General features: G+C 69.4%; 15 protein-coding genes and 1 other RNA gene. 8 read left to right on the plus strand and 8 right to left on the minus strand.

Going from position 1 to position 15,712, the window contains the following annotated elements; translation table 11 throughout:
- Positions 1–170: 170 nt before the first annotated feature.
- Genes RGD00_RS21540 through RGD00_RS21550 form a run of 3 tightly spaced genes read left to right on the plus strand, consistent with a single transcriptional unit; the run spans position 171 to position 2,988 of the window.
- A complete protein-coding gene (locus tag RGD00_RS21540) occupies positions 171–518 on the plus strand; it encodes a DUF4286 family protein (RefSeq protein ID WP_310459300.1) in 348 nt (115 codons plus the stop codon).
- A gap of 53 nt (positions 519–571) precedes the next feature.
- Positions 572–1,564: an NAD-dependent epimerase/dehydratase family protein gene (locus tag RGD00_RS21545; protein WP_310459301.1), complete on the plus strand. Its 993-nt coding sequence runs from the start codon at positions 572–574 to the stop codon at positions 1,562–1,564.
- A gap of 11 nt (positions 1,565–1,575) precedes the next feature.
- Positions 1,576–2,988 (plus strand): MmgE/PrpD family protein, encoded by a 1,413-nt coding sequence (locus RGD00_RS21550; RefSeq protein ID WP_310459302.1) that lies wholly within the window; start codon positions 1,576–1,578, stop codon positions 2,986–2,988.
- Positions 2,989–3,095: 107 nt separating this feature from the next.
- Here RGD00_RS21550 and RGD00_RS21555 read toward each other — a convergent pair whose 3' ends face one another.
- From RGD00_RS21555 to RGD00_RS21580, 7 genes are all read right to left on the minus strand, one after another.
- Positions 3,096–3,815: an alanyl-tRNA editing protein gene (locus tag RGD00_RS21555; RefSeq protein WP_310459303.1), complete on the minus strand. Its 720-nt coding sequence runs from the start codon at positions 3,813–3,815 to the stop codon at positions 3,096–3,098.
- A gap of 12 nt (positions 3,816–3,827) precedes the next feature.
- Positions 3,828–6,245, minus strand: a complete 2,418-nt coding sequence (locus RGD00_RS21560) for a DUF3772 domain-containing protein (protein ID WP_310459304.1) — start codon at positions 6,243–6,245, stop codon at positions 3,828–3,830.
- The gene (locus RGD00_RS21565) at positions 6,245–7,276 is read right to left on the minus strand and encodes a cysteine synthase A (protein WP_310459305.1); all 1,032 of its coding nucleotides are present in this window, start codon (positions 7,274–7,276) and stop codon (positions 6,245–6,247) included. Before RGD00_RS21565 ends, RGD00_RS21560 begins: the two co-directional genes overlap by 1 nt.
- Before the next feature lie 29 nt (positions 7,277–7,305).
- Entirely contained in the window at positions 7,306–8,451 is a 1,146-nt protein-coding gene (locus RGD00_RS21570) for an NUDIX domain-containing protein (RefSeq protein ID WP_310459306.1), read from the minus strand.
- Positions 8,442–8,882, minus strand: a complete 441-nt coding sequence (locus tag RGD00_RS21575; RefSeq protein WP_310459307.1) for a TrgA family protein — start codon at positions 8,880–8,882, stop codon at positions 8,442–8,444. The genes RGD00_RS21570 and RGD00_RS21575 overlap by 10 nt, the downstream gene beginning before the upstream one ends.
- 18 nt (positions 8,883–8,900) lie before the next feature.
- Positions 8,901–9,563 carry an SDR family NAD(P)-dependent oxidoreductase gene (locus tag RGD00_RS23565; RefSeq protein WP_425603447.1) on the minus strand — a complete coding sequence of 221 codons (663 nt, stop codon included), beginning with the start codon at positions 9,561–9,563 and terminating at the stop codon, positions 8,901–8,903.
- A 117-nt stretch (positions 9,564–9,680) separates the two neighbouring features.
- Entirely contained in the window at positions 9,681–10,211 is a 531-nt protein-coding gene (locus RGD00_RS21580) for a DinB family protein (protein ID WP_310459308.1), read from the minus strand.
- A gap of 225 nt (positions 10,212–10,436) precedes the next feature.
- Here RGD00_RS21580 and RGD00_RS21585 point away from each other — a divergent pair, with 225 nt between their 5' ends.
- The 4 genes from RGD00_RS21585 to RGD00_RS21600 all read left to right on the plus strand — a co-directional run bounded on the left by RGD00_RS21585 (position 10,437) and on the right by RGD00_RS21600 (position 13,004).
- Positions 10,437–11,486 carry an ABC transporter substrate-binding protein gene (locus RGD00_RS21585; RefSeq protein ID WP_310459309.1) on the plus strand — a complete coding sequence of 350 codons (1,050 nt, stop codon included), beginning with the start codon at positions 10,437–10,439 and terminating at the stop codon, positions 11,484–11,486.
- A gap of 72 nt (positions 11,487–11,558) precedes the next feature.
- Positions 11,559–11,914, plus strand: a transfer-messenger RNA (tmRNA) gene (gene ssrA / locus RGD00_RS21590).
- A gap of 86 nt (positions 11,915–12,000) precedes the next feature.
- Positions 12,001–12,462 (plus strand): SspB family protein, encoded by a 462-nt coding sequence (locus RGD00_RS21595; protein WP_310459310.1) that lies wholly within the window; start codon positions 12,001–12,003, stop codon positions 12,460–12,462.
- Entirely contained in the window at positions 12,459–13,004 is a 546-nt protein-coding gene (locus RGD00_RS21600) for a hypothetical protein (protein ID WP_310459311.1), read from the plus strand. Before RGD00_RS21595 ends, RGD00_RS21600 begins: the two co-directional genes overlap by 4 nt.
- A 124-nt stretch (positions 13,005–13,128) precedes the next feature.
- On the opposite strand, the gene RGD00_RS21605 is transcribed toward RGD00_RS21600, so the two are convergent.
- The gene (locus RGD00_RS21605; RefSeq protein ID WP_310459312.1) at positions 13,129–13,701 is read right to left on the minus strand and encodes a DoxX family protein; all 573 of its coding nucleotides are present in this window, start codon (positions 13,699–13,701) and stop codon (positions 13,129–13,131) included.
- Between the two features lie 390 nt (positions 13,702–14,091).
- On the opposite strand from RGD00_RS21605, the gene fumC reads away from it, so the two are divergent.
- Positions 14,092–15,486, plus strand: a complete 1,395-nt coding sequence (gene fumC / locus RGD00_RS21610; RefSeq protein WP_310459313.1) for a class II fumarate hydratase — start codon at positions 14,092–14,094, stop codon at positions 15,484–15,486.
- Positions 15,487–15,712: the final 226 nt, after the last annotated feature.

Genomic DNA, 15,712 nt, shown 5'->3' on the forward strand with positions numbered 1-15,712 from the left:
GATCGAGCGTGATCCGCGACGTCATCCCGGCCAAGGAAGTGCTCGACCGGCTGGTCAACGAAACCGTCGAAACCCTCAAGGCCATGCCAGGCCGCGTTACCTTCGGGTGATATGAACCGCGCGGCCTGCCGCGCGGCACCGACAATCATCGGCAAACAGGGAGGAAACCGATGCCGCGTTTCGATTTCATTGTCTTCACCAATTGCAAGGAAGGCACCGACGATGTCTTCAACGAATGGTACACCAACCAGCACCTTCAGGATGTGATGCGCATCCCGGGCGTCGTCAGCTCGCAGCGTTTCGTGCGCAGCGAACACCAGCGCGACCCGGGGCCGTTCGAATGGAAATACCTCGCCGTCTACAATTGCGACACCGATGACGTGGACAGCATCATCGACCAGATCCGCAAACGCGTGAACACCGACGCCATGCCGATCAGCGACACCCTGGCCGAAAAGCGGTTCTTCTGCGTGTTCGAGCCGATCACCGAGATGCAATATCCGAAGGACAAGGGCTGAGGCCCCCGGGCCGGCCCCCGTGGCCGGCCCTTTCGTTGCGGGAGGAGGAAGAGATGCCGGACATCGCCGGGGGAAAATATGTCGTCGTGGGCGGGGCGAGCCTTCTGGGTTCGCATATCGGCGAGCAGTTGCTGGCCGGGGGCGCGCGCGCGGTGGTGTTGCTCGACAACCTGTCGCTCGGCTCCACCGACACTATCGACGCGCTGCTAACGGATCCGCGGTGCAGGTTTGTCCGGGGCGACATGCTGCGGATGAACGAACTGTTCGACCCCTGCAAGGACGCGGACGGGGTGTTCGCGGTGGCGGGGTTCCTCGGCAAGCCGATGGCGGCCAACCCCTGGGTGGGGATCGACGTCAACGTCCGCGGCTTGCAGAACGTGCTGGAGGCCGCGCGCGTGCAGGGCGTGCGCAAGGTGGTGTTCTCGTCCTCCATCGGCGTCTATGGCGCACCGGGGACGGAACCCAACAGCGAGGAGGCGCCGCTGCGCTGGCAGGGCATGCCGCCGCCCCTGATGCTCTACTGTGCGTCCAAGGTGATGGGCGAGGCGTTGGGATACCTCTACGGCCAGCAGCACGGGGTGGATTTCCTCGCCCTGCGCTATTCCTGCCTTTACGGCGAGCGGCTGCACACCCGCGCGCTGGACGCGACCCGGATGATCGAGACCTGGGAACAGATCCGCGCCGGCAAGGCCCCGCTGATCGAGGGCAACCCCGCACAGGTGCAGGATTTCGTCTATATCGGCGACGTGGCGCGCGCGAACCTGATGGCGATGGAAAGCGCCGCGACCGGCACGGCGATGAACATCGCCTCGGGCCATGACGCGACGCTGCAGGAGGTGGCGGATCTGATGTGCAGGGTCTGCGGCAGCGACCTGCAACCGCAGATCCGGCTGGATACGGCGCGGATGAACATGCCCGTCACCACCCGGCTCGGCTTCGATATCGCCCGCGCGAAGGCGTTGACCGGATGGGAACCGCAGGTCGGGCTGGAAGAGGGCATGCGCCGTCTTGTCGCCTGGCTGGACCAGAAGAACCGCAGCGTCTGAGGGAGAGGGCCATGCATCGGCAATTGCTGAACGAACTCACCGCCTTCGCCGCCGATACGCGCTATGAGGATCTGCCCGAAAGGGTGGTGGAGGAAACGATCCGCATCATCCTCGATTCCATCGGCTGCGGGCTGGCGGGCGTGACCCACCGGCGGGGCCGGATCGGGGTGGACCACGGGCGCGCGCAGGGGGGCGATGCGGCGACGATCCTCGGGACCGGGGAACGCGCCTCGGTCATGGGCGCGGCCTTCGCCAATGCCGAACTGATCAACGCGCTCGACCATGACGCGGTGCTGCCGCCCGGGCATGTCTGCCCCTATGTGCTGCCCGGGGCGCTGGCCACGGCAGAGGCGCTGCGGCTGACCGGGAAAGACCTGATCCTTGCCACCGCCATCGCGCATGAGATGTCGAACCGCATCGGCAAGGCGATGGACTATCTGCGCGACATCATCGACGGGCAGGTCAGCCCGCCCCCCGTCTGGGGGTTCGCCAGCACGATCTTCGGCGCCACGGCGGCGGTGGCGCGGCTGCGCGGGGTTTCGCCCGACCAGATGCGCAACGCGCTGTCGATCGCGGCCATCATCTCGCCGGTCAATTCCGCCGCGGCCTGGCGGCAGCATGCGCCGGCGACGACGATCAAGTACATGTTGGGCGGCTGGCTGGCGCAGGGGGCGCTGACGGCGGCGCAGATGGCGGAACTGGGCCACCGGGGCGACGACGACATCTTCGACCCCGAATTCGGTTATCCGCGCTTCATCGGCACCCGCCGCTGGCAGCCGGAAAACGCCCTGCGCGGCCTCGGGACGGACTGGATCTTCCCGCGCGAAAGTTCGTTCAAGCCCTATCCGCATTGCCGCGTGCTGCATGCGCCGCTGGACGCGCTGACGGAAATCGTCACGGCCCAGAACCTGCGCCCGGACGAGATCGAGGAGATCACCGTCTGGGTGGAGGGCTTCGTCGAACGCCCGATCTGGATGAACAACGCGATCACCGATGTGACCGACGCGCAGTTTTCCATCGCCCATGGCATGGCGCTCGGCGCGCATCGCTTTGCGTCGGGGCCCGACTGGCAGCGGCCCGAGAACGTCCATGCGCCCTCGGTCATGGCGCTGATGGAACGGGTGCGGCATGTGGTGCACCCGGACTATGTGAAATCGCTGCTGGCCGATGGCGGCAGCCGCCCCTCGCGGGTCGAGGTGCGGGCGCGCGGGCAGGTGTTCGCGGCCGAACGCAGCCACCCCAAGGGCACCGGCGCCCCGGGCAGCGCGACCTTCTTCACCACGCCGGAACTGGTGGACAAGTTCCTGTCGAACGCCGGGCATGTGATGGCGGCGGATCGGGCGCAGGCGCTGGCCGAGGCGCTGCTGAACCTGCCCGGGGTGGCCGATACCGCCGATCTGATGCGCTGCATGGGGCCGCAATAGGGCCGCCCCGGCCTGCGGGGGGGCCCCTGCCCGGCGTTTGTGCCGGTGGAAAGGGCGGGGGCCTCCGGCGGGGATATTCAAGGGACAGAAAGTGACGGGGGCCGGGCTCAGAGATCGAGCGTCAGGGTCACGCGGCGGTTCTGGCGGCCCTTCTTTTCGATCTTGCCGAACGTCACATGGCCGATTTCTGCCGTGCGCGCGACATGGGTGCCGCCGCAGGGTTGCAGATCCACCTGATCCGCCCCCGCGCCGATCCGCACCAGCCGCACCCGCCCCTGCCCCGCGGGCGGCATCACCGACATGGTTTTCACCAGCCCCGGATTGGCGGCCAGTTCGGCATCGGTGATCCAGTCCTCGGTCACGGGCAGGTCGCGGACGATCAGCGCGTTCAGCGCGGATTCGAGCGCCGCCGCATCCGCCGGCGCCTCCAGCATGTCGAAATCGAGCCGCCCCTTGCCGGCCCCGATCTGCCCGCCCGTCACCGGCAGCGGGATCACCACCGACAGCAGGTGCAGCGCGGTATGCACGCGCATGTGCAGATGGCGCCGGTCCCAGTCGAGCCGTTGCAGCACCTCTGCCCCCGGCGGCGGCATCGGCGCGGGTTCGGCCGGGACCAGCACCACCGCGCCCCCCTCGCCCTTGAGCGTGGTGGCGATGGCGATGCGCCCGCCGTCCCAGTCCAGCGCGCCGCCGTCGCCCGGCTGCCCGCCCCCGGTGGGGTAGAACAGCGGCCGGTCCAGCACGATCCCGCCTTCCGGCGTATGGGCCAGCACGCGGGCGGGGGCCTGGCGGAGGTAGGGATCGGTGCGGAACAGGTATTCGGTCATCGGCGCCCCCCTTTACGGCGTCCCGTCATCCGCGATCGCCTCGCTGTCCTGCAACACGGCCAGCGCGGTCAGCATGGGCGAGGCGGGCGCGGCGGGGCGCGGCCAGACATCGCGCGGCGCGACCGAGATGCCGATGCCTTCCTCGGCGAAACGTTCCGCGATCTGGTGATTGATCTCGGACCGCACCGGCATGATGAAGTTCACGTCGCGCAGGATCACGCGGATCTCGAAATTCATGCTTTCCGGCGCCAGCGCCGTCAGCAGCACCGTGGGCGGCGGATTCATCACCGCAAGGGGCTGCGCCTCGGCGATTTCCTGGAGGATGCGTTCGACCTTGCGGGTGTCGGCGCCATAGGCCACCCCCACCGTCACGATCAGCCGCCCGTTCAGGTTGAACCGCGTCCAGTTCGTCACCCGCCCCGCGATGAGGTCGGAGTTGGGGACGATCACATCGGTGCGGTCGAAGGTCTGGATGCGGGTGGAACGGACGGAAATCCCCCGCACCGTGCCCATGACCCCGCCGACCTCGATCCAGTCGCCCTCGGATACCGGGCGCTCGATCAGCAGGATGATGCCGGACACGAAGTTCGACACGATGTTCTGCAAGCCGAAACCGATGCCGACCGACAGCGCCCCCGCGACGATGGCGAGGCTCGACAGGTCGATGCCCGCCGCGGTGATCGCCGCCAGCGCCGCCAGCATGATGCCCAGATAGCCGAGCCCCACGACGATCGCGTTCTGCCCGCCCTTGTCGAGCGAGGTCTTGGGCAGGACCGATGTCTGCAAGGCCCCCTGCACAAGCCGGGTGAGCGCATAGCCCACGACGAAGACCACCGTGAAGACCACGAAATCCGAGGGCGAGACGCGCGTCTGCCCGAAGGTGAACCCCTCGCGGAAGCGGTTCCACAGTTCCTCGAGATCGGCGACGCGCGCGCCCCAGATCAGCGCGAATACCGGCAGCACCGCCAGCAGCAGCAGGAACCCCACCACCACGGGAAACAGCGCATCGCGCGCGCCGTCCTCGCCCCGCGTCACCAGCGCGTAGAGATCGCCCACGAACCGCTGCGCGATCAGCAGAAGCCCGAACAGCATCAGCGACAGGATCGCCGGATAGACCACGGCGGAGGCCGCGGGCACATAGCCCACCGCCGCCAGCAGCGGCCCCACGGCGCCGATCGCCATTGCGGCGCGCCCCACCAGCAGGATCAGCCGGTTGCGATAGCTGACGGGTTCGCCCTGCGTCGCATCGTTGCGCGTGTGCAGCACCAGAAGCTGGCCCAGGCGGAACAGGATGATCCCCGCCAGCACCAGCACCGGAAAGCTCAGCACCGCCGTCGCGGCCTCGGACCGGCCCGAATCCATCACCGCGCGGCGCAGCAGGTCGAGCCCGATCACCACCCCGAAGGCGGCGACCAGAAGCCGGCCCTCGGCCCGCCGGTCGGGGGCCAGGCGCAGCAGGGCGTCGCTGCGGTCGTCGCGCGGGAAGATGCGCCCGCCGAGCCAGATCGTGGTGAACACGAAAAGGCCCACCATCGGCAGCGTCGATACCAGCACATCGCCCAGCAGACCCACCATGCCGGTCGCCCGGATCGCCGCGACCAGCGCGTAGACCCCGCCCGCCGGCAGCACGATCTGGCCCAGAGAGACGACCAGCGCCCAGACATCGCGCCCGCGCGCGGTGGCCTTCTGGTGCATGCGCTGCGACAGCGTCTCCATCCACGCCCGCCCGCGCAGGATCAGCACCCCGGCGAAGGCGAGGTAAAGCAGGATCAGCGGCAGGTTCGCCTCTGCCTCCGCCCGGCGGGGCTCGCTGGCCCAGGCGCGCTCGACCTCCGACCACAGCGCCTTGTTGGTGTCGCGCAGTTCCCCCCATCCGGCCGGCCAGTTCGCCGGATTGAGCGGCGAGGGCCAGAGCCGCAGCAACTCGTCCGCCTGCCGTTCGCGCAGGATGCTGTCGATTTCGCGGATGAGGCCGTCGGCGCGGCGATACGCCTCTTCGGCCGTCAATCCGGGGGCCTGAAGCCGGGCGAGTTCCTGTTCCAGTTCCTTGCGCCGGGTCGCGATCTCTTCGGGTTCGGTCGCGCCTTCCGCCGGTACGGGGCCCAGAACCCCGATCTGCGCCCGGATGGTCTCGATCCGCGTGGTGTTGGTGCGCTGCGCGCTCAGGAACCTTTCGCGCCAGTCCACCAGCTGCGCGCGCAGCTGTTCCAGCGACAGGTTGGTGGCGCGGCTGTCCTCGGTCGCGGCCTCGACCTGGCGGGCGAAATCGGCCCAGGCGTCATAGTCGGGCAACTGGACGGCGGGCTGGTCGGACCCCGTCTGCGCCGCGGCTGTGCCCAGCCACCAGGAAATGTTCTGCGCCGCCGCCGGACCCGCGGCCCACAGCGCCAGGGCCGCCAGCAGCGCAAGCAGGGCGACGGCGCGGCGCATCAGCCCTCGTAGACCTCTGGCAGCGCGCGGCCCGGGCCGTCGAGCCAGGCCGGAACCGGCAGGCCCTTGGCGCGCAGGAATTCGGGGTTGAACAGCTTCGACTGATAGCGCGTGCCGTAATCGCACAGCACCGTCACGATGGTGTGCCCCGGCCCCATGTGCCGCGCCATGCGGATCGCGCCCGCCACGTTGATCCCGGACGACCCGCCAAGGCACAGCCCCTCTTCGGCCAGCAGGTCAAAGACGATCGGCAGCGCCTCGGTATCCGGGACGCGGCAGGCGAAATCGGGGGTGAAGCCTTCGAGGTTCGCGGTCACGCGCCCCTGCCCGATGCCCTCGGTGATCGAGTTGCCTTCGGATTTCAGCACGCCGTCGGTATAGAAGGAATAAAGCGCCGCGCCCTCGGGATCGGCCAGCCCGATCTTGACCCCCTTGGGTTGCAGCGCCATCGCCACCCCCGCGAGCGTCCCGCCCGACCCCACCGCGCAGATGAAGCCGTCGACCTTGCCGCCGGTCTGGTCCCAGATTTCCGGCCCCGTGGTTTCGGCATGCGCCTGCCGGTTCGCCACGTTGTCGAACTGGTTCGCCCAGATCGCACCGTTGGGTTCGGTTCTGGCAAGTTCGGCGGCCAGACGGCCCGAATAGCGCACGTAATTGTTCGGATTCGAATAGGGCGCCGCGGGCACCTGCACCAGTTCGGCGCCTGCCAGCCGCAGCATGTCCTTCTTTTCCTGGCTCTGCGTTTCCGGGATCACGATCACCGTGCGAAAGCCCATGCTGGCCCCCACCAGCGCCAGCCCGATCCCGGTATTGCCCGCCGTGCCCTCGACGATGGTGCCGCCGGGTTTCAGTTGCCCCTTCGCCACCGCGTCGCGGATGATGTAGAGCGCGGCGCGGTCCTTGATCGACTGGCCGGGGTTCAGGAACTCTGCCTTGCCCCAGATCTCGCAGCCCGTCGCGGCGCTGGCCTTGCGCAGCCGGATCAGGGGGGTCTTGCCGATGCTGTCGGCCAGGTCGCTGCACATGCGCATCGCGGGCTCCTTTGGTTTTCCCCACAGGTTTAGGCGGGGCCGGGCGGGAACTCAAGCAACTCGCCCCCCGCGCCGGCCGCGCGCAGCCGGTCGCGGTTGGCGGCCAGCCAGAAGGCCGACAGGATCAGCGGGCCGTTCGCGCCCTCGGGCGTGGCGGCGACTTGCATCAGCCGTTCGAAGGGCAGAAGATGCGCGCGGATGTCCTCGTGTTCGTCGGCCATGCCGCCGAGGCGCCCGGCGGCATCGTCCGGCAGATCGGCCAGCGCGACGAAGGAATACAGGAATTCGGTCTTGGCGGCGGGGCTGGGATAATAGGCCGCGATGCGGATCAGCGCGCCGAGGGTCAGCCCCGCTTCCTCTGCCGCCTCGCGCCGTGCGGCGTCCTCGGGCGTCTCGGCGGGGTCGATGCGGCCCGCGACGGGTTCCAGCAGCCAGGGATTCGCGTCGCCGCGCGCCTGCGGCCCGGGGCGGAACTGTTCGATCACCAGCACCCTGTCGCGCACCGGATCATAGGGCAGCACCGTCGCCGCATCGCCCGAGATGAAGGCCGCGCGGTTGATCGCCGGGCTCATCGCACCGTCGAAGCGGCGGTGGCGCAGGTCGTATTCCTCGACGGCGAAGAAATTGGCGTAGGGCTGCCGCCGCGCCAGCAGGTGCACATCGCCGGGGGCGCAGGGGCGGCGGATGGTGGCCGGCGCGGGCCCCGCGGCGCGCAGGCGCGAGGCCGCGCGGACCAGCATCATCTGATGCCGCGCGGCCAGCGCCGCCGCGGGCCGGGTGCCGTAAAGCGCCATGATGTCCGCCGCCACGGCGACGGCCACCGCCGCATGGCGCGCGGCCCAACCGGCGGGGTCGAACGGCGCGGCATCGGCCGGCGGCGGGGCGCGCCATGTGCGCACCGGCGCCCCGTCGTCCAGCGCGACCGCGGCGGGCGCGGCCCCGGCGGCGACCGCGTAATGGTCGAGCCGCGCCAGATCCGCCGCCGTCACCGCCGCCCGCGCCCCCGCCACGCCCGGCCCGCCCGCCACCAGCGCCACCCGCCCCCGCGCGGGCGACCAGACCAGCGCATGGCCGGGCAGCATGGCGGGCGCCAGCGCCACCGCCCGCCCCAGCACCGCCGCCAGCAGCGGCGCATGGGCCAGCGGGCCGCAGAGGAAAACCGTGCTCAACGCCACCGCCGGTTGCCCCATTCGACCAGCAGCCCCCCCAGCACCCCGCCGATGGCCAGCGCCACCAGCGGTTCCGGCCGCAACAGCGCAAGGCCGTAGTCCAGCATGATGTCGAACGTCCCCTCGATCGCGTCGAACACGCCGTCATAGCGCATGCGGATGGACCGCAGGATCATCTCGCGCACCGAAAATCCCAGCAGCACCCAGAACACGATGGTGACCGAGGTCCGCAGCCCCGATCCCGCCGCAGGCAGATACCCCCGCCCGGCAAGCCCCCCCATCACGGCCCAGCCGACGACGAAGCCCGCGGCGGCGCAGATCGGGGCGAACCAGCCGAACTGGGTTTCGGGCGGCAGGCCGGGCTTGAACAGTTCCGCCGCGACATAGGCGACGGCCAGAAAGACGGCGGCGGCGATCAGCCGGGCGGCGGTGGGCATGGCGGGCTCCGGTTGCACTCACGGGATACGGGCGCCCCACTTTCCGCCGCCCCGCGCCCCGGCGCAAGCCGCCCGCGGCACTTTCCCGCCCGGCGGTGGCGGGGGTGGAAAGGCCGGCGGCCTCCGGCGGGGATATTTAAGGACAGAAAGTGATCCGGGTCGGGCTCTTGCCCGGCCTTCTTCACTTTCTGTCCTTAAATATCCCGCGGGGGTCCGGGGGCGCGAAGCCCCCGGCGGCGCCCTCGCCGCCGGCGCGACGACACCGCCGCCCGCCCGGCGGATCGCGGGCGCCATGGTCTTCATCCCCAGGAACGCGCCCGTGAGGTTGACCGACAGCGTGCGGTTCCATTCCTCGGGCGTGGCGTCGATGATGGTCTTGCGGTCGTTGATCCCGGCGTTGTTCACAAGGATATGCGCCGCCCCCCGCCCAGTCGAGGATCCGGGCGCAGGCCGCGTCCCACGACGCGGGCGCGGCGGCATCCAGATCCACGGCGATCGCCCTGTGGCCCGCGGCGGACAGTTCCGCCGCGGTCCGGCGGGCGCGGTCTGGCGGGCGCGGTCGTGCAGGATGTCGCAGACGGCGACCCCTGCGCCCTCTTCGGCGAACCGCCGCGCGATGGCGGCGCCGATGCCCCTGCTTGCCCCCGTGACGATGGCGATGCGATCCGTCGGCCGCCCCATTCCTGCCCCCTGCCTGTTGCGCCGTGCTGCCCCGGGCGGGCCGGTACCCCGCCGCGATCCGCAAAGGCCAGCCTTCGGGGCCTCCGCCGTCTGCCACAGCGGCGTGTGACCGGGCCCTTACGGCGCGGGCGAATCGTCGCCGGCCCCGGGGCCCGGCATGACGAACAGATCCGTCACCCCCGGCCGGGCCCCGGCGGCGGTCAGCATCGCATGGACCTGGCCGCGGTGATGCGTCTGGTGGTTGAAGAAATGCACCACGCACAGCGCCATCGGCGCGCTGGTGTCGCGGCCGAGCGCGCCGGAATACCAGTAGAGATCCCCCTCCAGATCCCCCGCCGCCAGACCCGTCGCCCAGTCGAGGATATGGGCATCGGTTTCCGCCCGCGCGGCGCGGTAGCCCGCCCAGTCGGGAAAGGCCGCGGGGCTGGCGTCGATGCTGCCCGGCGGGCGCGGCTGGCCCTCGAACCGCGACAGCCACATCCGGTCGCCCCACAGCAGATGCGACAGCGTGCCGGCGATGGATCCGAAGAAGGCCCCGCGCGCGGCGCGGCGGGCGGCATCGTCCAGCGTGTCGGCGGCGGCGATCAGGTTGCGGTTCTGCCAGATGTTGTAGCGCGCCATCATCGCGCACCAGGCCGGCCCGATCATCCTGCGCCCTCCGCCGCCGTCGCCGCCGCGCGCATCGCGGCACTCCCTTGTCCCGCATGGCGGGCAGGCTGGCAAGCCCCGCCTGCGGCGCAGGCAACGGGCGGCCCCCCTGCCCGCCCCGCAGGCGGCCCGGCGCGCCCGTCCGCCGGGGCCCCGCAAACGCCCTTGAGCGTTTGCCGACAGTACCCTAGCTTCGCGCCATGACCCCTGTTCAGAGGATGGACCATGAAACGCTTCAACGCCCTGACGGCCTCGGTTCTGGCGCTTGCGGTGGCCACGCCGTCGCTGGCGGCCGACCCGCAACTGATCGTGTTCGACTGGGCCGGTTTCGAGGATGAGAACCTCATCCAGGCCTATGCCGAAAAGCACGGCCAGGCGCCCACCTATGCGCTTTACGGCGACGATGACGAGGCGTTCCAGAAGGTCGCCTCGGGCTTCAAGGCCGATGTCGCGCATCCCTGTTCGCAGATGGTGTCGAAATACCGCGACGCCGGGCTGATCGAGCCCTGGGATGTCAGCCGCATCCCCGAATTCGCCAATATCGAGGCGCGGTTCCTCGAATCGCCGATCTTCAAGGATGACGCGGGCGTCTGGTACATCCCGACCGACTATGCCTATACCGCCATCGCCTGGAACACAGAACAGGTGCCCGAGGCCGATGTCGCCTCGCTCCAGGTGTTCCTCGATCCGAAATATGCCGGGCGGATCTCGCTGCCCGACAACACCGACGACATCTGGTCGCTGGCGCTGCTGGCCACCGGCGTCAGCGACTGGTCGAACCTGACCGAGGAACAGTTCACCGCCGCCGCCGACTGGCTGCGCAAGGCGCATCCGCAGGTGCGCGCCTACTGGTCCGACCCGTCCGAGGCCGCGCAGCTGATGGCGACGGGCGAGGTTCTGCTGGCCTGGGCCTGGAACGACGTGGTGGCGGTGACGCGGCAGGAAAACCTGCCCATCGCCTTCCAGCGCCAGGCGCAGGAAGGGGCGGCGACCTGGTTCTGCGGCTATGTCAACTTCAAGGACGCGCCGGGATCCGAGGACAAGGCCTATGACTTCATGAACGCCTGGATCGACCCGTCCTCGGCCAAGGCGCTGCTGGAAGGTTTCAACTATGCCAGCACCAACGCCGCGGGCATCGAGACCCTGACCGAGGAAGAACTGGTGGCCGCCGACGTGAACCCGGTGGAAACCACGCTGCTGACCCAGACCCCGATCCCGCATGCGATGCGCGACCGCATGCTGGCGGAGTTCGAAAAGATCAAGGCCGGGTTCTGATCCCGTCCCCGGACACGCCCGGCGACGGGCGTGTCCCGCGGCCGCCGTTCTTCCGGCCCGCAGCCGCAAGCCCCCCTTGAAACCGGCCCGCCCGCCCGCCTATATTGAGCCTGTCCGGGGCGACCCGGACTATGGGCATAAACGCGCACGGAATAAGCGGATCGGACCCGGGGGCGGTACCCGGCGGCTCCACCAGAATCCCTCGTTGGGGGCACATGGGGCCGAAACAGGATCGACGAACGTCTAAAGGTGTCTGCTTTGTCCCGGTGAGCTACCACCGTTATCGGTGCGAAAAGTACAGTTGCCAACGACAACCGTGCTCCGGTCGCTCTGGCTGCGTAAGCAGCTCGGGTAACCGAAACCTGAAGCCCTTGCGCTTAGCCGCGCAAGGCGGGGCTCGCAGGCGCCTGGCAACAGAAGCCTGCACCTTCCCCCCCCTTTTTCCGGCCCCGCGCGCCCCCTTCCCTTGGGCAACGAATCCCCTATGCTGGCCGCATTGACGAAAGGGGACGGAATGGCGCGATCCATTGACTACGGCAACCTGATGCATCGTGCGATGCGCGGTCTGATTCAGCAGGTGCTGGCCGATGTGGCCAGCGATGGCCTGCCGGGGGCGCATCACTTCTTCATCACCTTCGACACCACCCACCCCGAGGTGCAGATCGCCGACTGGCTGCGCGCGCGCTATCCGGCGGAAATGACCATCGTCATCCAGCACTGGTTCGAGAACCTGATGGTCGACGACGAGGGCTTCACCATCACGCTCAACTTCGGCAACCAGCCGGAGCCGCTGCGCATCCCCTTCGACGCTTTGCGCACCTTCGTGGACCCTTCGGTCGAATTCGGCCTGCGGTTCGAGACCCACGCTTCGGACGACGAGGATGACGAGGACGAGGGCGAAGAGGATGACGGCGACGACGATCCCACCCCGCCCCGCGCGGCCGAGGTGGTGAGCCTCGACAAGTTCCGCAAGTGATCCGCGTCACCGCGCGTCTGCCGATCCGGCTGACGCCCGCCGACCGCGATCTGATGTTCGCCGACCCGCTGGACGTCATCCTGCGCCGGCGCGGCAAGGGCGAGGTGACGGGCGGCGGTACGCTGCAACGCGCCGACGGCGCCATCGTGTTCGTGGATCTGGATCTGGCGCTGACCGATGCGGCGGCGCTGGATCTGGCGGCGGATGTGCTGGCTTTCTTCGCCGCCCCGAGGGACAGCCTGCTGCTGGACGAGACGGGCGCGGAACTGCGCCGTTTCGGCAGCGCCGAGGTGCTGGCCATCGCGCTCGACGGCACCGGCCTTGCGCCCGAGGTCTACGCGGACTGGCCGGCAGAGGCGATCCTTGCCGCGATGGAGGACCGGATGGGCGAGGCCGGGCGGTTCATGGGCTCCATCGTCGGGCCGCGGTATACCGAACTGATCTTCGCCGGGCCCGCCTTCGCCGCCATGCAGGCGGCGCTGGCGCCGATGCTGGCGGACCACCCGATCTGCGCCGGCGCGCGGGTCGAACGGGTGGTCTGAGGGGGATCGACGTCCACGCTACGGTTCGGCCCGGGCGGGGGCAGCGGTATCTGTATCGCATGGGCGAAGGCGCGTGCCTTCGCCCGCCGGACCGGCGGGTTGAGCCTCGATCCGCCCCGCGCCCTCAGAACTCGCGCCCGAGCAGCCGGTCCACCGCCAGCGCACCGCCGCCGAAAGCCGCGATCAGCGCCGCGCCCGCCGCCCAGAAGATCGAGTTCGTTTCCGCCTTGAACTGCACCAGATGCAGGAAATCCGTGCCGCCATCGGCCAGCAGGTTCGCCTGCCCCTCGGCGGTCAGATATTGCAGGTTGTCCTTCAGGAACGCGATCCCCTCGGCGGTCAGGAAGGCATCGCCATAGGGATGGGTGTAGTGGAACCACCACGTCACCGCCAGCATCACCGCATTGGCCAGCGCCACCGGCCGCGTCAGCAGGCCCAGCACGATCAGCGCCCCGCCGATGAAGTTCACCACCGCCAGCAGCGGCGAAAAGAACCAGCCCGGGGCGAAACCGATGCTTTCGACAAAGGGAACCATCGCCATCGGCGCGGTGATCTTGGGCCAGCCCTCGACCATCAGATAGGCGCCGATGATGAGGCGGAACACCGCCCAGCCCACGGGCTGCGCAAAGGCATGATAGAACGGCGCGAGGAAGGGCAGGATCAGCCTTTCGCGCGGGGAGGAGGTCATCTCTTGCATGGGAGGGCCTTTCATCGTCGCGGAAAACGGAGCGGATGCGGCTGGCAGATCGGCAGGCGACGGGCGGAGTGTGACACAGGATCGCACCGCTGGCCAGTGCCGCCCCCTGCGGGGTGCGCGCGCCCTTTCATTGCGCCCCGAAGGCCCCCGTCCGGCCGCCCCACCTTCGGGCGGGGCGGTTGTGGCGAGGGCAGCGCCGGGGCGCCGCCCCGGACCCCGGGATATTTGTGCCAGCCTGAAGACCTGCACGCACGCGGGATGGAAAGCGGCCTGCATCTTCAGGCTGGCCCCGCCGCCGCCCCCCACATACCAACGGTATACCGCGGTACGCAGATTGATTTTGCCCGCGCGCGCCCCTATCAAGCGGCAACGCATCAAGGAGGCTTCCCGATGACCGCGACCCGCACCGAGACCGACAGCTTCGGCCCGCTGGAGGTTCCCGCCGACAAGTACTGGGGCGCGCAGACGCAGCGTTCCATCATGAACTTCCCGATCGGCTGGGAACGCCAGCCGGTGCCGGTGATCCGCGCGCTCGGCGTGATCAAGAAGGCCTGCGCGCTGGTCAACAAGGCGCAGGGCGACATGGCGCCCGAACTGGCCGACGCCATCGCCGCCGCCGCGCAGGAGGTGATCGAGGGCCGGTTCGACGACAACTTCCCGCTGGTGGTCTGGCAGACCGGATCGGGCACCCAGTCGAACATGAACGCCAACGAGGTGATCTCGAACCGCGCGATCGAGATGCTGGGCGGCGTCAAGGGATCCAAGAAGCCCGTGCACCCGAACGACCATGTGAACATGGGCCAGTCGTCGAACGACACCTTCCCCACGGCGATGCATGTCGCCATCGGCATGCATGCGCGCGACGTGCTGCTGCCGGGGCTGGAAAAGCTGCACAAGGCGCTGGTGGCGAAGGCGGAAGAATTCAAGGACATCATCAAGATCGGCCGCACCCATACGCAGGATGCGACGCCCCTGACCTTGGGGCAGGAATTCGGCGGCTATGCCCATCAGGTGGCCAAGGGGATCGAACGGGTGAAGGCCTGCCTGCCCGACATCTACGAACTGGCACAGGGCGGCACCGCGGTGGGCACCGGGCTGAACACCCGCGTCGGCTGGGATGCGCGCGTGGCGGCGCAGATCGCCGACATCACCGGCCTGCCCTTCGTCACCGCGCCGAACAAGTTCGAGGCGCTGGCGGCGCATGACGCGATGGTCATGTTCTCGGGCGCGCTCAAGACCGTCGCGGCGAGCCTGTTCAAGATCGCCAACGACATGCGGCTTCTGGGGTCCGGCCCCCGGTCGGGTCTGGGCGAACTGATCCTGCCGGAAAACGAGCCGGGGTCCTCGATCATGCCGGGCAAGGTGAACCCGACGCAGGCAGAGGCGCTGACGATGGTCTGCGCCCATGTCATGGGCAACGACGCCGCCGTGGGCTTTGCCGGGTCGCAGGGGCATTTCGAACTGAACGTCTACAACCCGATGATGGCCTACAACGTGTTGCAGAGCATGCAGTTGCTGGGCGACGCGGCGGGGTCGTTCACCGACAACATGGTGGTGGGCACGCTGGCCAACGTGGCGCGCATCGACAGGCTGATGAAGGAATCGCTGATGCTGGTGACGGCGCTGGCGCCCACCATCGGCTACGACAACGCCACCAAGGTCGCCAAGACCGCGCACAAGAACGGCACCACCCTGCGCGAAGAGGCGATCGCGCTCGGCTTCGTCGATGGCGAGACCTTCGACCGCATCGTGCGGCCCGAGGACATGATCGGCCCGAAGGGCTGATCCGCGTCGAGAGGTCCGGGGCGGCGCGCCCCGGGGCGAGGGACGACATCCCTACCACGGCCGGGCGGGCGGGAAGAGGAAACGCATTGCGTTTCCCCCGCCCGTTCGCGCGGCGGTGCCGCTGGAAACCAAGACGCCCCAGACCCGAGAGGCCAGCGCCTGCCCCGGCGGGCGAGAAGCGCCCGCCATGGGCGGGGCGGGCGCTGGCCGGGGGCTTTGGGCCCCC

This window comes from Ruixingdingia sedimenti (assembly GCF_031432425.1).
GTDB classification, from domain to species: domain Bacteria; phylum Pseudomonadota; class Alphaproteobacteria; order Rhodobacterales; family Rhodobacteraceae; genus Ruixingdingia; species Ruixingdingia sedimenti.